13 protein-coding genes are annotated in these 14,791 nt (G+C 72.5%); 7 read left to right on the top strand and 6 right to left on the bottom strand.

What is annotated here, in order from left to right; genetic code table 11:
• Nucleotides 1-9: 9 nt before the first annotated feature.
• Nucleotides 10-720, bottom strand: a complete 711-nt coding sequence (locus MOV08_RS16925) for a FadR/GntR family transcriptional regulator (protein ID WP_039633442.1) — start codon at nucleotides 718-720, stop codon at nucleotides 10-12.
• A gap of 191 nt (nucleotides 721-911) precedes the next feature.
• Here MOV08_RS16925 and MOV08_RS16920 point away from each other — a divergent pair, with 191 nt between their 5' ends.
• Both MOV08_RS16920 and MOV08_RS16915 read left to right on the top strand, forming a co-directional pair.
• A complete protein-coding gene (locus MOV08_RS16920; RefSeq protein ID WP_039633440.1) occupies nucleotides 912-1,427 on the top strand; it encodes a gluconokinase in 516 nt (171 codons plus the stop codon).
• Nucleotides 1,428-1,541: 114 nt separating this feature from the next.
• Nucleotides 1,542-3,020, top strand: a complete 1,479-nt coding sequence (locus MOV08_RS16915) for a GntT/GntP/DsdX family permease (protein WP_275307920.1) — start codon at nucleotides 1,542-1,544, stop codon at nucleotides 3,018-3,020.
• Nucleotides 3,021-3,195: 175 nt separating this feature from the next.
• On the opposite strand, the gene MOV08_RS16910 is transcribed toward MOV08_RS16915, so the two are convergent.
• Nucleotides 3,196-3,918: a GntR family transcriptional regulator gene (locus MOV08_RS16910; RefSeq protein ID WP_275307919.1), complete on the bottom strand. Its 723-nt coding sequence runs from the start codon at nucleotides 3,916-3,918 to the stop codon at nucleotides 3,196-3,198.
• Between the two features lie 322 nt (nucleotides 3,919-4,240).
• On the opposite strand from MOV08_RS16910, the gene MOV08_RS16905 reads away from it, so the two are divergent.
• Nucleotides 4,241-4,777, top strand: coding sequence for a hypothetical protein (locus tag MOV08_RS16905; protein WP_275307918.1), 537 nt, complete (start codon nucleotides 4,241-4,243; stop codon nucleotides 4,775-4,777).
• A gap of 83 nt (nucleotides 4,778-4,860) precedes the next feature.
• Here MOV08_RS16905 and MOV08_RS16900 read toward each other — a convergent pair whose 3' ends face one another.
• Nucleotides 4,861-6,459, bottom strand: coding sequence for an FAD-dependent monooxygenase (locus MOV08_RS16900; RefSeq protein ID WP_275307917.1), 1,599 nt, complete (start codon nucleotides 6,457-6,459; stop codon nucleotides 4,861-4,863).
• 38 nt (nucleotides 6,460-6,497) lie between these two features.
• On the opposite strand from MOV08_RS16900, the gene MOV08_RS16895 reads away from it, so the two are divergent.
• Complete coding sequence (locus MOV08_RS16895) at nucleotides 6,498-7,178, top strand: TetR/AcrR family transcriptional regulator C-terminal domain-containing protein (protein WP_275307916.1); 681 nt, start codon at nucleotides 6,498-6,500, stop codon at nucleotides 7,176-7,178.
• Nucleotides 7,179-7,291: 113 nt separating this feature from the next.
• Here the strand turns inward: MOV08_RS16895 and MOV08_RS16890 are convergent, their stop codons facing one another.
• From MOV08_RS16890 to MOV08_RS16880, 3 genes are read right to left on the bottom strand one after another with little or no spacing between them, the layout of a single operon-like run.
• A complete protein-coding gene (locus tag MOV08_RS16890; RefSeq protein ID WP_275307915.1) occupies nucleotides 7,292-8,476 on the bottom strand; it encodes an acyltransferase family protein in 1,185 nt (394 codons plus the stop codon).
• The gene (locus MOV08_RS16885; RefSeq protein ID WP_275307914.1) at nucleotides 8,476-9,855 is read right to left on the bottom strand and encodes a polysialyltransferase family glycosyltransferase; all 1,380 of its coding nucleotides are present in this window, start codon (nucleotides 9,853-9,855) and stop codon (nucleotides 8,476-8,478) included. Before MOV08_RS16885 ends, MOV08_RS16890 begins: the two co-directional genes overlap by 1 nt.
• Entirely contained in the window at nucleotides 9,855-10,835 is a 981-nt protein-coding gene (locus MOV08_RS16880; RefSeq protein WP_275307913.1) for a glycosyltransferase family 2 protein, read from the bottom strand. Before MOV08_RS16880 ends, MOV08_RS16885 begins: the two co-directional genes overlap by 1 nt.
• A gap of 199 nt (nucleotides 10,836-11,034) precedes the next feature.
• Here MOV08_RS16880 and MOV08_RS16875 point away from each other — a divergent pair, with 199 nt between their 5' ends.
• The 3 genes from MOV08_RS16875 to MOV08_RS16865 all read left to right on the top strand — a co-directional run bounded on the left by MOV08_RS16875 (nucleotide 11,035) and on the right by MOV08_RS16865 (nucleotide 14,763).
• Nucleotides 11,035-12,429, top strand: a complete 1,395-nt coding sequence (locus MOV08_RS16875; protein WP_338057166.1) for a DUF6716 putative glycosyltransferase — start codon at nucleotides 11,035-11,037, stop codon at nucleotides 12,427-12,429.
• A 32-nt stretch (nucleotides 12,430-12,461) separates the two neighbouring features.
• Nucleotides 12,462-13,712: an acylneuraminate cytidylyltransferase gene (locus MOV08_RS16870; RefSeq protein WP_275307912.1), complete on the top strand. Its 1,251-nt coding sequence runs from the start codon at nucleotides 12,462-12,464 to the stop codon at nucleotides 13,710-13,712.
• A gap of 109 nt (nucleotides 13,713-13,821) precedes the next feature.
• Nucleotides 13,822-14,763: an N-acetylneuraminate synthase family protein gene (locus MOV08_RS16865; RefSeq protein ID WP_039633426.1), complete on the top strand. Its 942-nt coding sequence runs from the start codon at nucleotides 13,822-13,824 to the stop codon at nucleotides 14,761-14,763.
• The last annotated feature ends 28 nt before the right edge of the window (nucleotides 14,764-14,791 follow it).

Below are 14,791 nucleotides of genomic sequence, written 5' to 3'. Positions count from 1 at the left end.
CGGCATCGACTACGGCGCCAGCACGTCCAGTTCGGCCATCGCGCCGGTGGTGATCTCCCGGGTGAGGGCCTCCGCCCGGGCCGCGTCCCCGGTGCGGATCGCCTCGGCGACCTGGACGTGCAGGGTGACCGCGGCCGGATCGGGGTCGGTGAACATCACATGGTGCTGGGTGCGGCCGGTGAGGACGGCCGCGACGACCTCCGCGAGCCGGGCGAACATCTCGTTGCCGGAGGAGGTCAGCACCACCCGGTGGAACGCCATGTCGTGGACGAGGTACGCGTCGAGCTGCTGGCCGCGGGAGGTGGCCACCATGCCCATGGCGTGCTCGGTGAGCTCGGCGCACTGGGCGGGGGTGGCGTGGCGGGCGGCGAGACCGGCCGCCACCGGCTCGACGGCCGAGCGCAGCACGGTCAGCGACCGCAGCTGCCGGGGGCGGTCCCGGCCTGCCAGCCGCCAGCCGATCACCCGCGGGTCGTAGACGTTCCACTCCTCGGTCGGGCGGACGGTCACCCCGACCCGGCGCCGGGAGGTGACCAGGTGCATGGACTCCAGGACCCGGATCGCCTCGCGGATCACCGTGCGCGAGACGTCGAACCGCTCGGCCAGCTCATCGGTGCGCAGGACCGTGCCCGGAGGGTGGTCGCCCGCGGTGATCGCGGGCCCCAGGGACTCCAGCACGCGGGCGTGCAGCCCCTTCTCCCCGTTCCCGGTCGCTTCCATGGGCCAAGCCTACGATCCCGCCTCTCGACCAATTAAGTATGACGTTTGCGTCACAGGGGCTTGAATACGTCATACCTAATGAGTTTCAGTGGGGGGCGCACGAGGTCGAAGAGGACAGCGTCGTACCGATAGCCCCGATATCGGCGGCTCAGTACGGAATGTCCTGCATACGAGGTATCGAGGTAATCGGGATGGGCAGCGCCGACGTCATCGTCGTGATGGGTGTGGCCGGGACCGGCAAGACGACGATCGGTCCCCTGGTGGCCGACGCGCTGGACGTCCCCTACGCCGAGGGCGACGACTTCCACCCGCCGGCCAACATCGCCAAGATGTCCGCCGGCATCCCCCTGGACGACGCCGACCGCGGCCCCTGGCTCGACGCCATCGGCTCCTGGGCGCACGGCCGCGCCGGCCACGGCGGCGTGGTCAGCTGCTCCGCGCTCAAGCGCGCCTACCGCGACCGGCTGCGGGCCGCCGCGCCGGGCGTGGCCTTCCTCCACCTCGCCGGCGACCGCGCGCTCATCGAGGCGCGGATGGCCGAACGCAAGGGCCACTTCATGCCCACCGCGCTGCTGGACTCCCAGTTCGCCACGCTCGAACCCCTCGGAGCGGACGAGGCGGGCGTGGCCGTCGATGTCTCCGGCACCCCGGAGCAGATCGCCGACCGGGCCGTCAGCGCCCTGCGCCGCCCGGCTCCGGCCGCGTAACCCCCCCAACGCGCCGGCCGGACCCGGGCCGGCCGGGCCCCGTCTCCCCCACGGGGCCCGGCCACCCTCCCCCTCCAACCAAGGGATCTCCCCTCTCCAACCAAGGGAATCGCCGTGCCACATCTCAGCGTCGAGATGCTCGCAGCGGACGCGACCGCGCCCATCACCTCGGCCGGTCACGCACAGCTGGGCATCGCCGTCCTGGCGGGTATCGCCGTCATCGTCCTGCTGATCACCAAGTTCAAGCTGCACGCCTTCCTGTCGTTGATCATCGGCTCGCTGGTGCTCGGCGCGGTGGCCGGCGCCCCGCTCGATAAGGCCATCGCCAGCTTCTCCACCGGGCTGGGCACGACGGTCGCGGGCACCGGCGTGCTGATCGCGCTGGGCGCCGTCCTGGGCAAGCTGCTCGCCGACTCAGGCGGCGCGGACCGGATCGTGGACACGATCCTGGCGAAGGCCGGCGGGAGGGGCAGGGCCGAAGGCCCTTCCAGGGAAGGGCGGTGGCGGGCGACGGGCGGGCCGATGCCCTGGGCGATGGTGCTGATCGCCGGGATCATCGGGCTGCCGATCTTCTTCGAGGTCGGCATCGTGCTGCTGATTCCCGTGGTGCTCCTCGTCGCCAAGCGCGGCAACTTCTCCCTCATGCGCATCGGCATCCCGGCACTGGCCGGACTGTCCGTGATGCACGGGCTGATCCCCCCGCACCCCGGGCCGCTGGCCGCGATCGACGCGGTCAAGGCCAACCTCGGCGTTACGCTGGCGCTGGGCGTCGTCATCGCCATCCCCACGGCGATCATCGCCGGCCCGCTCTTCTCCCGTTACGCGGCCCGCTGGGTCGACATCGCCCCGCCGGAGAAGATGCTGCTCTCCTCCGGGGAGACCCCGGACCCCCGGGCGCAGCACGCCTCCGACGAGCCGGATGCGCGCCCCGGCTTCGGGATCACCGTCGCCACCGTGCTGCTGCCGGTGGTGATGATGCTGGCCAAGGCCCTGGTGGACGTCCTCGTGGACGACCCCAAGGACTCCCTCCAGCGGGTCTTCGACGTCGTCGGCTCGCCGCTGATCGCGCTGCTCGCCGCCGTCGTCGTCGCGATGTTCACGCTGGGCCGGGCGGCCGGCTTCACCCGCGGCCGGATCGCCTCCACCGTCGAGTCCTCGCTCGGCCCGATCGCCGGGGTGCTGCTGATCGTCGGCGCGGGCGGCGGCTTCAAGCAGACGCTGGTGGACTCCGGCATCGGCCAGATGATCCTGGAGATCTCCCGGCACTGGAACATCTCCGCGCTGCTGCTGGCCTGGCTGATCGCGGTCGCCATCCGCCTCGCCACCGGCTCCGCCACGGTCGCCACCATCTCCGCGGCCGGGCTGGTCGCCCCGCTCGCCGCGGAGATGAGCACCACCCACGCCGCCCTCCTCGTCCTCGCCGTCGGCGCCGGCTCCCTCTTCTTCAGCCACGTCAACGACGCCGGCTTCTGGATGGTCAAGGAGTACTTCGGCATGGACGTCGGCCAGACCCTGAAGACCTGGTCGGTGATGGAGACACTGATCTCGGTCGTCGGGATCGTGGGGGTGTTGTTGCTGTCGCTGGTGGTGTAGCGGCGGCCGCGACGGCGCGCTGTACGGACGGGCTCTCGCCGACTGCCTCAACTGGCGGTCGGCGGGGGCCCGTTGGCGTAGCGCGGTCTCTCGATGGTCGCTGATCCAGGTCCACGTGCCGCTGTACGGCACGTGGACGCTGTTGATGGGGCGGTGCCGTATGCCCCGACGCCCTTCAGGGCTGGTACTCGTACCCGATCGTGAACCGGGGCGGCAGGCACCATTCCCCGTACTCGATGACGCCGTCGGCGTCGGACCAGCGGTGGGCGCCCGCCAGGATCGGAGCCCCTACGGGGAGTCCCAGGGCGCTGGCCTCGCGCGCGTCCGCAGCCCGTGCGTGCAGGTCGTCCCGGGCGTGCGTGATGGTGCGCCCTGTGGCCTCCAGTACCTTTGCCGACAAGCCGTGGTTGCGTTCTGGTGCGGTGTTCAGCAGGTCGGGCACGAGAGCGGCGAACGGCGCCGGATACCACGTCACCGCGAACACCGTCCGGGTCTTGCCCCGACCTGCCAGCCATTCCCGGCGCACCACCTGATCTCCCGTATCCAGGTCGAAGATCTCGGCGACGTACAGGGGAGGGGCGGTCAGCTCGGCGGCCGTGACCCGGCTCGTCTCGCCGTCCGCGAGGAACGACTTCACGCGCTGCACCCTGGCGAGCCGGTCGCGCGCCGAAAGCGTCCATGCCGGGTCGTCGGCGACATACGTACCCCGTGGAGTGGTCCGGATGTACCCCTCTACCTGGAGCGCCTGGAGGGCGCGGGAGACCGTGGCGGCGGCCACCTGCCACTGTCCTGAGATCTCCCGGTTCGTGGGCAGCCTCGTCCCCGGCTCCAGATCGCCCGACAGGATCCGCTCCCGGAAGTGATCCGCGATCTTCGTAAATGTTTTCGGACCTGCCATCTCCCCTACTCCTCACGTGAGTTGAGCACCGAAGTCGCTCAGCACACTAGGACACCGGGAACCGTAGCGGAAGTGCTTCGGTCACTCCGATACTGAACTAGTTCACTCGGTCGGAGTGGACCGGGCTGCCTTGCAATGAGCGCGCCCGAAGACGCTCTCCGACGACGCAACCGGCCATATACGGGACCCCCGCGACCGTGCGACCGGCCCGGGGGCATGGCCATCAACTGGCAAGGAGTTGACGACATGACCAACGCTATCGCGAGGCCACTGGTCCCCCTGTGGAGACTGGCGTTCCCCGTGCGGGGGAGGTGACCGTGCGATGAATCCCATGGACACCGCACGGCTGTTGCCGTGGAGCAGCCCGGAGGGAAAGCCGTGCTACCTCCTGGGCGGGACCGGTACCGGGTACCTCTCCCGCCTCGCCGACAGGGTGGAGGCGGAGCAGATGGACGCGGCGGCCGAGCTCATCGAGGAAGCCGGCGACGTCCTTGCCGGACGGTGTTGGACGCCCGGTGAAATCCACCTGCTGGCCGTTGAGTTGAAGGCCCATCTGGTCAGGGTCCACCGGGTTTCGGAGAGTCGGGGCGGCCGGTTGCTCCAGTTGGAGAGCGATGCCGACGAGGACGAGGAAGACGGCGAGGGCGACGCGGGCGGCTGCTCCGCGGCAAGCAATGCGGGCGAGGGCGGATACAGATCCTCGCCCGCGGACGACTCCCCCGACCGGAACGGTCCCGAGGAGGGGCGGCGCGCGTCCCGGACGGGCCGGCGGGCTCGGCTCGTGGCCCCGGTCCGCCCTGCGGGAAGCGTCCCGGGCGCTGACTTGAAGGGTGCCGCGCAGGGGGCGTCCGCGCGGTGAGGGACGCCGGGGCCCGTCCTCTCCTGGTCGCAGGGGAAGGCGGGCCCCGAACCGGCGTCGCGGGCGGCGTGGTCCGGCCTGCCTCAGACCGCGACCGGGGCCGCGCCGAAGTGCGTTGCCAGGGCCTCCGTGATCGCGGCTTCCGCGGTCTGTGGTGGGGCCGCCACCGCCACATAGCCGTCGGGGCGGATGAGGAAGACGGTCGGGGTGGTGCCGTAGGCGGCGTGCAGGTGGCCGTCGGGGTCGAGGAGGTCGGGGGCGGGGCCGGCGGTGTGGACGGTGCGGACGGGGGTGGCGCCGGCGGCCCTGGTCAGGGGGGTGGGGTCGAGGTCCGGGGCGTCGAGGGCGAGCACGGTGAAGTGGGGGCCGCGGAAGACGTCGAAGAGGTGGGTGGGGGTGCCGTCGGCGGTGGTGCAGGGCGCGTCGGGGGCGCGGTCGCCGGCGGTCAGGGCGCCGTCGGGGAGGTCGGTGCGCAGCTCGCGGGAGAGCGGGCTGTCGGGATAGCCGACGTCGAGTTGGTGCAGGTTGCGGCCGCGGTGGAGGCTGCCGGAGCGGTGCAGGCGGGTGCTGGTCTCCAGGATGCGGGCGGCGATCGGGCGGCGCTCGGTCTCGTAGGTGTCCAGGAGGGTGTCGGGGGCGCCGTGCCGGAGCACCTGGCCGAGCTTCCAGCCGAGGTTGTAGCCGTCCTGGACGCTGGTGTTCATTCCCTGGCCGCCGGCCGGGGAGTGGATGTGCGCGGCGTCGCCGGCCAGGAAGACCCTGCCGTGCCGGTAGGCGTCGGCCATGCCCGCCTTGGGGCGGTAGAGCGAGGTCCACAGCACCTCGCGGACGTGGTCGCGGGTGAGGTGGGTGTGCTCGGCGATCAGGTCGCGGACCGCGTCGGCGGAGGTGTCCGGCTCGTCGGAGGCCGCGGCGGCGAGCATCTGGAAGGCGTCGGTGCCGGCCAGCGGGAGGAGGGTGAGGAAGCCGCCGCTCGACAGCTGCCAGCGGTGCCAGTGGTCCCGGTCGAGGCCGTCGAGGCGGACGTCGGCGAGTACGGCGTGGCCGGGGGCGAGTTCGGGGCCGCTCATCGGGACGGCGAGTTGCTTGCGGATGGTGCTGCCGCCGCCGTCGCAGGCGACGAGGTAGCGGGCGCGGACGGTGCGGACGCCGCCGTCGGGGCCGGCGAGGCGGGCGGTGACGCCGTCCGGGTCCTGGGTGAACCCGGTGAGTTCGGTGGACAGGTGGACGCTGCCGCCCAGTTCCCGGAGGCGGTCGTGGAGCAGCTCGACGTTGCGCCACTGGGGGAGCATCAGGGCGTCGGAGTAGGGCGTGGACGGGGTCGGGGCGACCCGCACGATCATCTGGTGGGTGTGGGCGATCCGGCCGTCCTCCCACAGCGCCATGGGCGGGTAGAGGCCGCCGGCGGCCCGCGCGGCGGGGAGCACGCCGAGGTCGTCGTAGACCTCCTGGGTGCGCGGCTGCATGCCGGTGCCGCGGGCGCCGCGGGAGAGGGTGGGCTGGCGCTCGACCACCAGGGCGGTCACGCCCCGGCGGGCGAGGTCGATGCCGAGCGCGAGGCCGGTCGGGCCGGCGCCGGAGATCAGGACCTCGACGGGGCGCGCGGTGGTGTCCGGGGCGGTGGCCTCGAAGGCGTCCGCGGCGGTGCTGGCGACGGTTTCCTTAACGCTGTTAAGTGCCATGCTTATGAGGCTGCCCTTAACGGTGTTAAGTTGTCAACATGGTTTCGCGTATCGACCGGAACGTGGTGGTGGAGACCGCCCTGCGGCTGCTGAACGAGAGCGGGCTGGACGGGCTGACCCTGCGGCGGATCGCCAAGGAGCTCGACGTCCAGGCCCCGGCGCTCTACTGGCACTTCAAGAACAAGCAGGAGCTGCTGGACGAGATGGCCACCGAGATCTTCCGGCGGCTGTTCCGGGCCACCATGCCGGAGGGCGGGCCCGGGGCGGACGGCCGGTGGCCGTCCTGGCGGGAGATGGTCTTCCAGACCTGTGTCGTGCTCCGCCGCGAACTGCTCCGCTACCGCGACGGCGGCAAGGTCGTCAGCGGCACCCGGATGACGGACGACACCTTCGCGGCCCCGCTGGAGCTCTTCCTCAGCCACTTCCTCGCGGCCGGCTACACCCTGCCCGAGGCGTCCCGCGCCTGGTGGACCGCGTACAACTACACGGTCGGGCTGGTCATCGAGGAGCAGTCGGTGCACCCCGACCCCGAGCACCCGGAAGTCCGCGATCCGTCCTACGACCAGGACGACCGCGAGCGCCGACTGGGCAGGACGTACCCGCTCGCCGCGCAGGCCGGGCGGACGCTCTTCGACGACGTCGAGGAGGCGTTCGAGGCCGGCCTGCAGATCATCGTGGCCGGCATCGAGGCCAACCACCTCAAGCGGCTGGCGAGTTGAGGGGCGGCACCCGGAGGGGAGCGCGGAGACGTGGTGCGCGGCGCGGGGTGCGTCGGTGGGCCGGTCCGGGCCGCCGCCCCGCCGCGACGCCGCGGAGATCCGTCAGAAGCGCCCTAGCGGCGCGGGTCGATCGCCCGGCGTAGGCGCGGGGTCAGCGGGCGTTCGACCCAGCGGTGGAGCACCCACGCGAGCAGCAGCATCAGCCCGACGGTCAGCAGGAGCGTGGCGTACGAGGGCAGCCCCGCGCCGCGGTGCAGCGCGCCTATCACGACCCAGCCCAGATGCTCGTGGACGAGGTAGAACGGGTAGGTCAGCGCCCCGGCGACGGTCAGCCAGCGCCAGTCGGCCCGGCGGAACGCGCCCAGGGCGACGGCGGCGACCGCGGCGAACCCGAGGGTCACGATGGCGATGATGACGGTCGTCGAGCGGTAGGAGAAGGCGTGCACGGACGGTGCGTGCCACAGTCCGGCGACCGCGTAATGCTGTCCGATCAGCCAGCTGACCAGCACGATCGTCCAGGCGACCGGGTCCCGCCGGCCGAACCGGTGCAGCAGGTACAGCCCCACGCCGCCGATGAAGAACGGGGCGTACTGGGGCATCAGCACGGTGGTGAGGAACGGCTCGTGGGCGGACTGGGCCAGCGCGGCGGCCAGCGTCCAGCCGGCGCAGAACAGGACCACCCGGCCGCGGGTGGCTCCCGGCAGCACCACGCACAGCGCGAAGAGGGCGTAGAAGCGCATCTCGGCCCAGAGCGTCCAGCACACGCCGAGGACCCGGTGCACGCCCAACGGGTACTGGAGCATGGTGAGGTTGGTCAGCACCTCGCTGGGCGCGAGTGCCTTGAAGGCGACCCAGGGGAGCGCGAAGACGGCGGTGACGAGGAGGATCGCCGCCCAGTAGGCCGGGTACAGGCGGCCGATGCGGGAGGCGACGAAGGACCGCAGGGTCCGGCCCCAGCCGCTGAGGCAGATCACGAAGCCGCTGATCACGAAGAAGATCTGGACGCCCAGGCAGCCGTACGCGAACGCGCTGGAGAGGTACGGGAACTGGTGCGTCGGGGAGCCGCCCCAGGCCCGGGAGATGTCGCCGTTCCGGCCGCCGTAGTGGTACGCGGCGACCATCAGGGCGGCGACCAGCCGCAGCCCGTCCAGGGCGCGCAGCCGGGCGGCGCCGCCGGCCCGGTCGCGGCCCGGTGTCGCGGTGTCCCGGGCGGCGGCCGGCCCGGCGCCCGGTGCGCCGCCCGCGGTGCGGTCGGACGACACCGGGGGCGCCCCGGGCGGCGGAGAGGTGGTGGTCATCAGGTGGCGGTCCACTTCTTGGGATGACGCTGCCTCAGTCGGCGCTGCACGGCCCGGGCCCGGCGCGCCACCCGGCGGACCGCGGCATTGCGCGGGATGAACGACAGCTGGGACGGCAGCGCGCCGGGCAGTGCCAGCACGGTGAGCCGACGGCGCTTGAAGTAGCGCCGGGTGTGCGGGTCCAGATGGGCGGCCAGGTAGCGTTCGGCGGCCCGGCGCAGGTGCGGGTAGATCTGGTGCTGCATCGCATAGCCGACGGCGGTGACCAGCGGGCCGACGTCCTGCGGGGTGGCGGTGGCGCGCGGCGCCGCGCCCCGGTCGGCGAGGTCCGGCACCAGCGCGTCCACCAGCGTCACCGGCACCCGGTTGCTGTTCTCGTACGGCGTCAGCCGCTCCAGCAGCAGTCCGGTGCCGGTCCGGGCGACCGGCAGGTCGTAGAAGGCGGACGCGGTCAGCAGCGCGGTGGAGAAGCAGCCGGCCACCAGCGCGGGCCGGACCCGCTGGTAGAGGACCTCGGCGAGCACCGGCCGGTCCAGCACGGTCAGCGAGATCCCCAGCTTCTCGGCCTCCCGCTCCAGCAGGTGCGACCAGCGGGCCGGCGCCGACGGATGCGGCTTGAAGACGATCTCGCGGTGGCCCCGCTCGACCGCCCCGCGCACCATCCGGACGTGCAGTTCCTCTTCCTCCTGCGGGGTGAGGATGGAGAGGGCGGAGAGGTACTGGCCGAGCAGCAGCGCCGCCCCCTCGGGGACGCCGGACAGGTCGCCCGACGCCTCGCCGTCGTCGGCGAGTTCGGCCAGCACCTTGGTGAAGGCGTCGGTCGGCACGATCACCGGCTCCACCCCGAACTCGGTGAGCAGCAGCGGCTTCAGGCCCGGCACCAGGTCCAGGTGGAGCAGCCGGCCGATCCGGGTGCCGACCAGCGGGTCGAGCTTGTTGCGGGTGGGGCCGTAGCTCATCAGCCCGTCGGCGTAGACGTCCACGGGGGCGTCGGGGAACAACTGGGCCACCGCCATGGCCGGGTTGACCTGGATCGACTCCACGATCAGCTCGACCCGGTCGTCCCCCAGCCCCCACAGGAGCCGCAGATGGCGTTCCCACAGCGGCACGTCGTTGGGGCGCGGGGACCAGCCGCCGGGGTGGAACGGGCGGATCGTCTCGTTCCAGGACAGCAGGCGGTCGAAGCGGCCGCGCAGCCGCGCGAAGCCGGGCATGGCGTCCAGGGCCGGGGTGGTCTCCGGGGTCGTCGCGTTGTTGCTGATCAGCAGCAGTCGGCGGTCGGCCGGGGGGAACAGGTCGGCGTCCAGGGCGGCGGCCAGGGTCGCCGCGCCGTAGAGCGTGGACGCCAGAAAGATCTGGGTACGGGGCCGGGCAGGCATCAGGCGGCGACCTCCGCCGTGGCGGAGGGGCGGCGGCGCAGCCGTCGCAGCCGGGACGCGCGCTGTACATCCATGGAATCCAGGGCTTCCTTCAGTACGTCCTGCGGCATGCGTTTCATGGCCGCGGCGCTCATCGCCCGCAATTTACGGGCGACCGCCGGCTCGAATCGTTCGATCGAACCGAGATGATGGGAAATGATCGCGCAATACGTGCGCACCGCCTTCGGCAGCAGCAGATGTGCCTCGGGGTCCTGTGCCGTTTCCTCGATCACCTGATCGAAAGCGCGGATGAAGTCCAATTGCCGGACATCGCCGATCTGGGTCAATGAGGACGCCACTCCGCGCCGGTAGAAAACCCCCAGCAGACCGGTCACCGCCATGGATTTCGCCTCGCGATGCAGCCGCCAGATCCACGGCCGGTCCTCCGCGGTGCGCAGCCCGTCGGGGAAGTGCAGCAGGCCGTCGTCGAGCAGCCGGCGGTGGTAGATCCCGGCCCAGGCGTAGGCGTAGTCGACCGAGGTGGAGCGGTCGGCGGGCAGGATCACGCGCCGCGGATCCATCACCACCCCCCGCCGGCCGTGCGGGACCCGGTGCACGGTGCGCGCCTTGGCGGTGCACTGGACGTGGTCCGTCCGCACGAAGTCGCATCCCAACTCCTCGATGGCGGAAAGGAGTTCGGGGAGATAGCCGGGGGCCAGCCAGTCGTCCCCGTCGAGGAAGGCGAGGTACTCGCCGCGGGCCGCGTCCAGACCGGTGTTGCGGGCGGTGGCCAGACCGCCGTTCTTCTCGTGTCGCAGCACCCGGGCGCCCGGGAGGTCCGTCGCGGCGCGCGCGAGGATCTCCGGCGTCTCGTCGCGTGAACAGTCGTCGACGAGCAGGAATTCGAAATCCTCACGGGAGTTCGCCGCGAGGCTTTTCAGAGTATCGGGCGCGTATGTCTGCACGTTGTAGAACGGCACGACGACGGAGAGCTTGACCACCCCCGTGACGTTAGGTGCGGCGCCCGGCATTCGTCTTGACGCGGCGCGTACTTGGCGGTGAACGAAGAATGGCGGGATGGTTAACCAGTTCGGTGACCGGACGGTATCCGGGTGGGTTCGGTGTTCGTCGGTCGGCTGTTAACCCGTTGTTGCTCCTCAGTTGGTCCGCCGCCCGTCGCGCCTTTCTAGCGTCTTCGACGTGCCATCACCTACCCATTCGGCGCCGCGGGTCGCGGTGCTCGCCGACTCGGACACCCGGTGGAAGTGGGGCGCCCTGACCGCGCGCCGACTCCAGCCGGACGCCCGGCTCGACGGCTACCTGCTCCGCGGTCGTGCCACCCCCACCGTCCGCCAGCTCGGCGAGGTCGGAGCCCGCGCGGACTCGCTGCGGGAGATCAGGGGAGTGGACTTCCTCGACCTGATGGAGCGCGGCCCGGAGGCGACGGACCGCACCCGCTACGACGTGCTGGTGCTGGCCTGCGTCGGCGGCGCCGTCCAGGCGATGCTGCACGGCCTCGGGCACGCCTGGCGGTCCGGCGGGCGCCGCCCCGTCGTCGTCACCGGCTACGTCGGCGTGGTCTACGAGAAGCTCGCCGACGGCCTGCTGCTGCGGCACGGCGCGGACGTGGTGCTCGCCAACTCCCGCCACGACGCGGACCGGTTCCGCGCGGTCTACCGTGGCGTGGGCGCGCCGGACGACAGCGTGGTGGAGTGCGCCCTGCCCTTCCTCGGCGGCGCCCCCTACGAGGCCCCGCACGCCCCGTACACGGTGGTGTTCGCCGCCCAGCCCTCCGTCCCGGAGAACCGCGAGGGGCGAACGTACCTTCTGCGCCGGGCAGTTGAGCACGCCCGCCGGCACCCCGACCGCGAGGTGCTGATCAAGCTCCGCAGCAGGCCCGGCGAGCACACCACGCACATCGAGGAACTTCCCTACCAGAAGCTCGCCGCCAAGGTCCCCGGCGGACTGCCCGCCAACTGCCGCCTGGTGTACGGCAACATGGGCGAGGTCCTGGACCGCACCGACCTGATGGTCACGGTCAGCTCCACCGCCGCCCTGGAGTCGCTGCACCGCGGCATCCCCACCGCGGTCCTCACCGACCTCGGCATCCGCGAGGCGCTCGGCAACCACCACTTCCTCGGCTCCGGCTGCCTGGTCTCCTGGGACGAACTCGACGCCGGCCACCGCCCGGAGCCCGACCCCGACTGGCTGGCCCGCCAGGGCGTCGCCCCGGCGGTGCCGGCAGCCCCCCGGCCACCGCAGGAGGGGGCCCCGCCCGGACGCGGTCCGGCGGAGTACGAGCACGCCTTCGACGCGGCCCGCGACCGGGTCGCCGCGCTGGTCGCCGCCGACCACCTGCCGTCGCTCACCCCGTACTACACGCCCCGCACCGCCCCCGGCTATCTGCCCGGCGTCCTCGCCCGCTACGGCCTGGACCCGCAGGGCGCACCGCTCGCCGGGTACACCGACGCGCCCCAGGAGACCGGCGGGCTACGGCAGTTCGCCCGCGACACGGTCCGCGAGGCCGCCCGGGGCGCCTACCGACACGGCGTCCAGCGCGTCGCCCCGGCCATCCGCCGCTGGGGGCAGCTGTGAGCAGCAGCCCCCACCCGACCCAGGAGAGCCCCATGCCCCCCACCGTTGTGGCCGTCATCCCCGCCCGCGGCGGATCCAAGGGCGTCCCCGCCAAGAACCTCGCCGCCGTCGGGGGCGTGCCCCTGGTGGCCCGCGCGGTCCGCGAGTGCCGCGCCGCCCGGCTCGTCACCGACGTGGTCGTCTCCACCGACGACGCCGGGATCGCCGCCGCCGCGCGCGGCGCCGGCGCGGTGGTCATACGCCGACCCGGCGAGATCGCCGGCGACACCGCCACCAGCGAGGCCGCGGTCCGGCACGCCATGGACACCTACGAGGCCGAACAGGGCCGCCGGGTCGACGCGGTGCTGCTCGTCCAGTGCACCAGCCCGTTCCTGGTCAGCGAGGACATCGACGCGGTGGCCGCGGCGGTCGTCGAGGGCGGCGCGGACAGCGCGCTGACCGTCGCCCCCTTCCACGGCTTCGTCTGGCGGGACGCCGAGGACGCCGAGGACGCCGAGGCCGCCGTCCCCGAGGAGGCGGTCGACCCCGACGGCGGCGGCCGCGGCGTCAACCACGACAAGTCCTTCCGGCCGCGCCGCCAGGACCGCCCGCAGGACCTGCTGGAGACCGGCGCCGCCTACGCCATGGACGCGGCCGGCTTCCGCACCAGCGGCCACCGCTTCTTCGGCCGCACCGAACTGGTCCGCACCGACCCGGCCCGGGTGCTGGAGATCGACGACCCGCACGACCTGGCCCGGGCCCGCGCCCTGGCCCCGCTGCTGGACGCTCCGCGCCCCACCGCCCTCGCCGGCCCTTCTCCCGCCGCCCTCCCGACAAGTGACGACATCGACGCCGTCGTCCTCGACTTCGACGGCACCCAGACCGACGACCGGGTGCTGATCGACGCCGAGGGCCGGGAGACCGTCGCCGTGCACCGCGGCGACGGCCTGGGGATCGCCGCGCTCCGCCGCTCCGGGCTGAAGCTGCTGATCCTCTCCACCGAGCAGAACCCGGTGGTCGCCGCCCGCGCGCGGAAGCTGAAGGTGCCCGTCCTGCACGGCATCGACCGCAAGGACGTCGCCCTCAAACAGTGGTGCGAGGAGTCCGGCGTCACCCCCGAGCGGGTGCTCTACGTCGGCAACGACGTCAACGACCTGCCCTGCTTCGACCTCGTCGGGTGGCCGGTGGCGGTCGCCTCCGCCCACGACGTGGTGCGCGGCGCGGCCCGCGCGGTCACCGCCACCCCCGGCGGCAGCGGCGCCATCCGCGAGATCGCCGGCTGGCTCCTCGGCCCGTCCCTGTAACGCCTTTACAGCGCCCCATCCCGCCCGCACCCCCGACACCGCCCCCGAACCACCGCCCCCCAGCCACCACCCCCGAAGCACCTCCCCGAACAGAACGAAGGAACCTCCCATGAGCAGCAACGCCCGCCTCCGCTCCCTCGGCGACCGCCTGGTCGGCCCCGGCCGCCCCGTCTACGTCACCGGCGAGATCGGCATCAACCACAACGGCGACCTGGAGAACGCCTTCGCGCTGATCGACGCCGCCGCGGACGCCGGCTGCGACGCGGTCAAGTTCCAGAAGCGGACCCCCGAGATCTGCACCCCGCGCGACCAGTGGGACATCGAGCGCGACACCCCCTGGGGCCGGATGACCTACATCGACTACCGCCACCGCGTGGAGTTCGACGAGGACGGCTACCGCGCCATCGACGAGTACTGCAAGAAGCGCGGCATCGCGTGGTTCGCCTCCCCCTGGGACGTCGAGTCCGTCGCCTTCCTGGAGAAGTTCGACGTGCCCTGCTACAAGGTGGCCTCCGCCTCGCTCACCGACGACGAACTGCTGCGCGCCATGCGCGCCACCGGCCGCGCCGTCATCCTCTCCACCGGCATGTCCACCCCCCGGCAGATCCGGCACGCCGTCGAGGTCCTGGGCAGCGACAACATCGTCCTCTGCCACGCCACCAGCACCTACCCGGCCAAGGCCGAAGAGCTCAACCTCCGCATGATCCACACCCTCCAGGCCGAGTACCCCAACGTGCCGATCGGCTACAGCGGCCACGAGACCGGCCTGCAGACCACCCTCGCCGCGGTCGCCCTCGGCGCCGCCTTCGTCGAGCGGCACATCACCCTCGACCGCGCCATGTGGGGCTCCGACCAGGCCGCCTCCGTCGAGCCGCAGGGCCTGACCCGCCTGGTCCGCGACATCCGCACCATCGAGGAGTCCCTCGGCGACGGCGTCAAGAAGGTCTACGAGAGCGAGCTCGGCCCGATGAAGAAGCTGCGCCGGATCGCCGGCGTGGTCGCCGAGGAGGAGGCCGCCGAGGCCGCCGACCGCGAGCCGGCCGCCGTCTGACCGGCCCCGCGCCGACAGGAGTTCGCCA

Source organism: Streptomyces yunnanensis (genome assembly GCF_029011865.1).
Lineage (GTDB): Bacteria > Actinomycetota > Actinomycetes > Streptomycetales > Streptomycetaceae > Streptomyces > Streptomyces yunnanensis.
This window is presented reverse-complemented; position numbering and strand designations above follow the sequence as displayed.

Coding starts and splice junctions, on each gene's coding strand:
- MOV08_RS16925 (WP_039633442.1), bottom strand. CDS start 720: ATGGAAGCGACCGGGAACGGGGAGAAGGGGCTGCACGCCCGCGTGCTG.
- MOV08_RS16920 (WP_039633440.1), top strand. CDS start 912: ATGGGCAGCGCCGACGTCATCGTCGTGATGGGTGTGGCCGGGACCGGC.
- MOV08_RS16910 (WP_275307919.1), bottom strand. CDS start 3,918: ATGGCAGGTCCGAAAACATTTACGAAGATCGCGGATCACTTCCGGGAG.
- MOV08_RS16905 (WP_275307918.1), top strand. CDS start 4,241: ATGAATCCCATGGACACCGCACGGCTGTTGCCGTGGAGCAGCCCGGAG.
- MOV08_RS16900 (WP_275307917.1), bottom strand. CDS start 6,459: ATGGCACTTAACAGCGTTAAGGAAACCGTCGCCAGCACCGCCGCGGAC.
- MOV08_RS16895 (WP_275307916.1), top strand. CDS start 6,498: ATGGTTTCGCGTATCGACCGGAACGTGGTGGTGGAGACCGCCCTGCGG.
- MOV08_RS16890 (WP_275307915.1), bottom strand. CDS start 8,476: ATGACCACCACCTCTCCGCCGCCCGGGGCGCCCCCGGTGTCGTCCGAC.
- MOV08_RS16885 (WP_275307914.1), bottom strand. CDS start 9,855: ATGCCTGCCCGGCCCCGTACCCAGATCTTTCTGGCGTCCACGCTCTAC.
- MOV08_RS16870 (WP_275307912.1), top strand. CDS start 12,462: ATGCCCCCCACCGTTGTGGCCGTCATCCCCGCCCGCGGCGGATCCAAG.
- MOV08_RS16865 (WP_039633426.1), top strand. CDS start 13,822: ATGAGCAGCAACGCCCGCCTCCGCTCCCTCGGCGACCGCCTGGTCGGC.